Origin of the sequence: Pseudofrankia sp. EUN1h, from assembly GCF_001854645.1 — a bacterium.
Taxonomy (GTDB): Bacteria; Actinomycetota; Actinomycetes; order Frankiales; family Frankiaceae; genus Pseudofrankia; species Pseudofrankia saprophytica.
The window spans coordinates 143,621-149,620 of the sequence record NZ_MBLN01000071.1; the positions used below are offsets into that span (position 1 = coordinate 143,621).

The following is a 6,000-nucleotide window of genomic DNA, read 5'->3' on the forward strand; positions in this document are numbered from 1 at the left end:
CCTCACCCGCCTCGCCCTCGCCGGCGGCCGCGCTAGGCGCCAAGGCTCCACGGGTCGCGGCCGGCGTCCTCGCGTTCGGCCGCCTTCATCCGGGCCTCGTGCACATGCCGGCGGCCACCGGTGAAGCGAATCCTGATCCGTTCGTCGGCGTCCACGAAGGGCCGGTAGTAGAGCTCGTCGTACTCCTCGACGATCTGGAACGTCCAGCGCCCGTCGAGCACGTTGCGTCCGTGGAGCTCCCGGCGCAGCTGAGCCGCGGCCCGCGGGTGGCCAGCGGCGGCCAGGGCATCGATCGCCTCGCCCAGAGTCCCGTCCGCGTGCCCGGACAGCTGGTGGAACTCATAGAGCGCGCCTCGGGCCCGTTCGACCCATTCCAGCGCCTCGCTGAGCTTCCCGACCGCCTCGGCGGTCGCGTCGTCCACCCTCGGCGCCGTCCGGTCCTCTCCCTCGTACCTTGCCGTATCCGGTCGCACCCCCGCCGCCCGCGACGTAGTAGTAGTCACACCACGGACGTTCCCCACCACCACTGCCCGACACCTTGACCGGGCAGGCGATGGCCGCGGTGTGCCCGGCGATCGCCTCTAGGCGAGGGCGGGAGTCAGCGTCCGCAGGAATGYCCTGGTGGTGTCCGCCTGGCCGGTCACATCGCCGGGYTCGGCGTCGGCGAGGCGGTCGATCAGCGCGCTGYCCACCGTCGCGACGTCGCAGTACGGCAGTACCTGCTCCAGGCGRCCCCGGTCGGAGATGCCGAACCCGACCGCCATCGGAACGGTCAGGTGTTCCCGCACTCGGCGCAGGTAGGCCTGGATGTCCGGCGCGAGGCCGAGCTGGGCGCCGGTGACGCCCTGGCGCGACATGCAGTAGACGAACCCGCTCGCGACTGACGCGTTCACCACCATGCGGTCGCTGGTCGAGGTGGGCGCGAGCGTGACGATGTTGTGCAGACCGTGGCGACGGCAGGCCTCGAGGTAGCCCTCATGCCGGGCGGCCTCGGTGGGGAGATCCGGCACGATGAGCCCGCTGATGCCGGCCGCGGCGGCGTCCCGGCAGAACGCCTCCGTGCCGTACCGGTAGACCGTGTTGGCGTACGCCATGAACAGCAGCGGTGCCCGCACCCGGCCGGAGCACTCGGCCGCGATGGTGAAGGCGTCCCTGACCCGGGCGCCGCGCGCGATCGCGACCTCGCAGGCGGACTGGATGGTCGGGCCGTCCGCGAGGGGATCGGAGAAGGGAATCTGCAGTTCGATGAAGTCGGCGCCCGCCTCGTCCATGGCGTCGACGAGCGCGCTCGTCGACGCCAGCGACGGGTAGCCCACCACCACGTGGGTCATGAGCCCCTTGCGCCCTCCGGCGGCCAGGCCGGCGAGGCGCTCGTCAATCCTGTTGGCCATGGCGCGCGGCCTCCGTCCTGAGAAACGCGTAGAACTCCTGGTCGGCGAACGCGTCGGCGAGGATGAACAGGTCCTTGTCGCCGCGGCCGGAGATATTGATCACGACTATCTCGTCCCGGCCCAGCCGGGGAGCCAGGTCGATGACGTGGGCCACCGCGTGCGCCGACTCCAGCGCCGRCAGGATGCCCTCGGTGCGGGCCAGCAGGTCGACCGCCTCGATCACCGCGTCGTCGCGGGCGCTGGCGAAGCTGATCCGGCCCCGGTCATGGAGCCAGGCCAGCTCCGGGCCGATGCCCGGGTAGTCCAGGCCCGCCGAGATGCTGTGCGTGGGTGACAGCTGACCGTCGTCGTCCTGCAGGAACACCGACTTGTATCCCTCGACGATGCCGGTGCGGCCGTGCGGGAAGCGCTGGGCATGCTCGCCGGTCCCGYCCCCCTTGCCGCCCGCCTCGACGCCGACCAGCGCCACGGACTCGTGCGGGACGAACGGGTTGAATGCCCCGATCGCGTTGCTCCCGCCGCCGACGCAGGCGACCACGTAGTCGGGGAGCCTGCCCTCCGCCTGTCGTAGCTGCGCCATGATTTCCTGCCCGACCACCGACTGGAAGTCGCGCACCATCGTCGGGTAGGGGTGCGGCCCGAGCGCCGAGCCGAGCAGGTAGTGCGTGTCCGCGCTCGATGCGATGTAGTCCTTCAGGGCCGCGTTGACGGCGTCCTTGAGGGTGCGGCTGCCGTACCGCACGGGCACCACCGTCGCGCCGAGCCGTTCCATCATGAAGACGTTGGGCCGCTGGCGCGCGATGTCCACCTCGCCCATGTAGACCGTGCACTCGAACCCGAACTTGGCCGCCACGGTGGCGGTCGCGAGCCCGTGCTGGCCGGCCCCGGTCTCGGCGACCAGCCGCGTCCGGCCCATCCGCTTCGCCAGCAGCGCCTGGCCCAGGCAGTGCGTGATCTTGTGGGCGCCGGTGATGTTGACGCCCTCGTTCTTGAGATAGATCCGGGCACCGCCGAGTCGCTCCGTCAGCCGCCCCGCGAAGGTCAGCGGTGTCGGGCGCCCGGCGAACGTCGCCAGCAGGTGAGCGAACTCGGCCGCGAACTCCGGATCAGCCTTCGCGTCCTGGTAGGCGTGCTGGAGCTCATCCAGTGCCGGTACGAGGACCTCGGGCACGTACCGGCCGCCGAAATCGCCGAAGTACCCGGGCGCGCTGTCGCTCACCCAGGGGTCCGCGCTCACCCAGGACTCCTCACCGGTCCACTCCGCACCGGTCACAGCACGCTCGCCGCGCCGATCAGTTGAGGCAGGCATGGCGTCACTTCCCCTCACCGTCGCTCGTGTCTTCTAGAAGTCTAGACGACTAGAAGACCCGCTATCGTGGTGGCCCATGGCGACCGGAACCGATGCTGGTCCGCGGGCTGCTCCCGGTGGGCGCGCGGCGGATGCGCCCGCCCGAGGGGACCTCGGCGGCCGGCAGCCGAAGTACCTGCGCATCCACCGCGAGCTGAGCGATCGCATCGCCAGCGGGCAGTGGCCGGCCGGCAGCCTGTTGCCCTCCCAGCAGCAGCTCGCGGCCCAGTTCGGGGTCAGCGTCATGACCTTGCGCCAGGCTCTTCAGCTACTGGCCGATGACGGCCTGATCCAGACCCGCCACGGCGCCGGGACCTACGTCGCCGCCCGCCACGCCTATGACCTTGGCGGTCTGCGCAGCTTCGCCGCCGATCTCAGCGCCCAGGACGCCGGCGTCACCACCGAGCTTCTCGCCGCCGGTACCGTCACTCCACCCGCGGACGTCGCCGCGCGGCTCGGCGCACCCGGCGAGGTGCTCCGGCTGCGCCGCCTGCGGCTGGCGGGCGGCCGGCCGCTGATCGTCCAGACCTCATACCTGCCGGCCGCGCTGGCCGCCGTCGTCGAGCCGGAGGACCTGCGGCTTCGCGGTCTCTACACGATCCTCGCCGAGCACGGGCTGGCCATCGCTCGGGCGGACGAGACCATCACCCCCGCGGCACTCGGCGCGAACGACGCTCACGATCTCGCCCGGCCCCAGTCCAGTCTCGCGCTGCTCAGCCACCGGGTCAGCTTCACCGCCACGGGAAACCCGGTCATCGACGACTACGCGCTGCTGCCAGCTGACAGCGTGGCGATCACGGTCAACCGGTCACCGGGTCAGCTAGAGGTGCAGTACACGCTCGCGAGCTGACGGCGCCGAGGACCCGCCCACGATGACCCTGCCGCGAGGCTCAGCCGGGTCGGATGGTCGCGCCGACGAACAGGACCAGCAGCCTGACAGCGACGGCCCTGATTGCATCAGATGCGTTTGCAGGCGTCGAGGAGAAGGTCGGCGACAAGGTCCAGGTCGTCGGTTGTAACGTCGCCGCCGCCGACACTGTGTACCCATCGGATGGCCTGGTCGCGGCGTTGGACGAGCCAGAGTCCGACGTGCAGGGCGATGTCGGCGGCGGTGGGCGGAGCACAGGCATTGAGCTGCCCCAGCACCGCCGGGCGGGACGCGTCGTCGAGGGTGAGTCGGACGATGTCGAGCAGGTCCGTGCCCTGCTTGTGCACAGCGCGGTTCATGATCGCCTGCAGTTTCATCGCGATGATCGGGCCGGGCTCGGCGACGAGAGCTGAGCACTCCAGGCGGTCACCGTCGGAGCGGATCACTTCGACGGTGATCTCAGTGGCGGTGTCGTTCGCCCAGGCGTGCGCGGAGGCGTGAAGGCGGTCGCCGGGATCGTCGCTGGGCTGGTCGAGCTCTACCTGCCGCACCTCCAGCACGTCCACCTTGACCAGGCCATAGGGAGTCGGCAGCAGGACGCCGGCCGGCTCCACGACCTTCGCGCCTTGGGCGGCGCGGAGCACCTCCAGGTGTGGAGCACTCCCCTGAAGCCGGTCGACGACATCGAGGTCGACCGTTGCCCGATGCATCGTGGAGAGTCTGCACAACACCGCCAGCCCGCCCACCACGACGGGCGGCTGGTCGATGAGTTTGCGCACCTCCTCGACGGCCTGGACGACCGCGGCCATCGCGTCGCCCAGGAAGATCACGCGGCTACCAGGCACGGGACCACCTCGGGTCAGGGTTCCAGGCATCCAGGATCTCGCGTCCGCGGCCCTCGTCCTGTGCCAGGTCGAGTGCGACGAACAGCGGATGCGCGAGCGGCCAACGCCAACTGCCACCCGGGAGGTCGAAACGGCGGGCGCAGACGGCCGCCACCGGCGCGACCCGCACCGAGGCGCCGGCCCGGGCCGGCGTCGCGGCGGCGCCAAGGAGCGTGGTCGCCCGCCGAAGCACCACCTGATCTGGGACGAAGAAGTCGAGCGTCTGGTCGGCGCGGACCGCGACCGGAGCGCCATAGGCCGCCGCGGCGGTCGTGTCCGTCAGCGCCCAGCCGGTCTCGTTCGCCAGGTCAGCGAGGCCGAGGCGCAGGGATTTCGCGACGCCGCTCTGATCGTCTGGATCTGGACATCTGGCGAGCAGGGTGCGCGAGGTCGGCCACTGCTCGGCCACCTGCCAGAACAGCCGCGCATCTACGACCGCGTTCGCCGAGTCGACGAGCTGGTCACGTCGCAGCGCCGCGAGAACCTGCGACACCGTGCTGGCCGACCGGCCGAGGCTGCGCGCCAACTCCCGGACGGCCACGCCCTCATTCGGTTCCAGGAGCAGAGCGATCGCGACCTCGAGCCCAGCCTTACCGCCCAGGGCTTGTGTCCGAACGCCGCGTTCTCCAATCGGCGCGACCTCGGCGTCGATCACGAGGCGGCTCGACCGCAGCGCGATCCGGCCGCGCAGGTCGTAGTAGCCAGCCCGCTGCTCGGTCAGCACCTTCCGCGCCGCCTCGGTCACCCGGTCCCCGACGACCAACAGGACCGCGCCGCCAGCCCCGATGGGCTCGCGGTTGGCCGCCAGCAGCCGCGCCGCGACGTCCTCGGACACCAGCGACCGGCGCCTGAGCACGATCGGCACCGCCGCCCCCTCCGGCTCGACCACCAGGTCGACCATCAGGTCGACCCGACCATCGGGCCGGCCGGCAGGCGGCCGGGCCTCGATTCCCAGCTGAGTGAAGGCGTCGGCCACGAGTGCTTCCGTGTCCACACCACCAGCGTTCCCRCTGTTCGGTGTTCGGTCAATACCGAACACCGAACAGTAGCGACGAGGAGCAGCCCCAGCGCCATGTGTGCCGGAGGAGAAGCGTTTGGTCTGTGATCTTGGGACTCGGAGCGGGTTCCAGCGAGCCGGGGCACCTGCGGGGGTCCGACTGCGACACCCCCGCCGGTCGTCCGGCCGACCAATACCGCATACGAACAACGCAGGCAACTCAGGACCGGTTCGAAAGGTGCGGAGCCTTGCGACGCGGCAACGTGCCGACGCCTTCAGCGCTCGGTTGTACCGGCCCGGCCATCGCAGACGGCCCCCACCGCGACCGGACGCCGAGCGGCGATCCGTGACACTTCTGTGGTGACCAGCCTGCTCAACGAGGACGCGCTGACCGCCTCGTCGGTAGTGGCGAACCGGGCGATGAACCGGGAGCGCCAGCTCACCGGGGTCAACAGCTACGAGCGTGAGCTCGGTTTCCGGCCACTGGACTGGCTACGCGCTCGTCTGACAGA

At 70.8% G+C, this 6,000-nt stretch carries 6 protein-coding genes; 1 reads left to right on the forward strand and 5 read right to left on the reverse strand.

What is annotated here, in order from left to right; all coding sequences use genetic code 11:
• Positions 1-32 precede the first annotated feature (32 nt).
• The 3 genes from BCD49_RS27695 to trpB all read right to left on the reverse strand — a co-directional run bounded on the left by BCD49_RS27695 (position 33) and on the right by trpB (position 2,628).
• Entirely contained in the window at positions 33-422 is a 390-nt protein-coding gene (locus BCD49_RS27695) for a hypothetical protein (protein WP_007510969.1), read from the reverse strand.
• A gap of 159 nt (positions 423-581) precedes the next feature.
• Positions 582-1,391, reverse strand: a complete 810-nt coding sequence (gene trpA / locus BCD49_RS27700) for a tryptophan synthase subunit alpha (RefSeq protein ID WP_071042064.1) — start codon at positions 1,389-1,391, stop codon at positions 582-584.
• On the reverse strand, positions 1,375-2,628 hold the full coding sequence (gene trpB / locus BCD49_RS27705) for a tryptophan synthase subunit beta (protein WP_083401733.1): 1,254 nt from the start codon (positions 2,626-2,628) through the stop codon (positions 1,375-1,377). The genes trpA and trpB overlap by 17 nt, the downstream gene beginning before the upstream one ends.
• 148 nt (positions 2,629-2,776) lie before the next feature.
• Between trpB and BCD49_RS27710 the strand changes: the two genes are divergently transcribed.
• A complete protein-coding gene (locus BCD49_RS27710) occupies positions 2,777-3,589 on the forward strand; it encodes a GntR family transcriptional regulator (RefSeq protein ID WP_007510973.1) in 813 nt (270 codons plus the stop codon).
• Positions 3,590-3,696: 107 nt separating this feature from the next.
• Here BCD49_RS27710 and BCD49_RS27715 read toward each other — a convergent pair whose 3' ends face one another.
• Both BCD49_RS27715 and BCD49_RS43255 read right to left on the reverse strand, forming a co-directional pair.
• The gene (locus BCD49_RS27715) at positions 3,697-4,452 is read right to left on the reverse strand and encodes a hypothetical protein (RefSeq protein WP_007510975.1); all 756 of its coding nucleotides are present in this window, start codon (positions 4,450-4,452) and stop codon (positions 3,697-3,699) included.
• On the reverse strand, positions 4,442-5,485 hold the full coding sequence (locus BCD49_RS43255; protein WP_007510977.1) for a helix-turn-helix domain-containing protein: 1,044 nt from the start codon (positions 5,483-5,485) through the stop codon (positions 4,442-4,444). Before BCD49_RS43255 ends, BCD49_RS27715 begins: the two co-directional genes overlap by 11 nt.
• Positions 5,486-6,000: the final 515 nt, after the last annotated feature.

Coding starts and splice junctions, on each gene's coding strand:
- BCD49_RS27710 (WP_007510973.1), top strand. CDS start 2,777: ATGGCGACCGGAACCGATGCTGGTCCGCGGGCTGCTCCCGGTGGGCGC.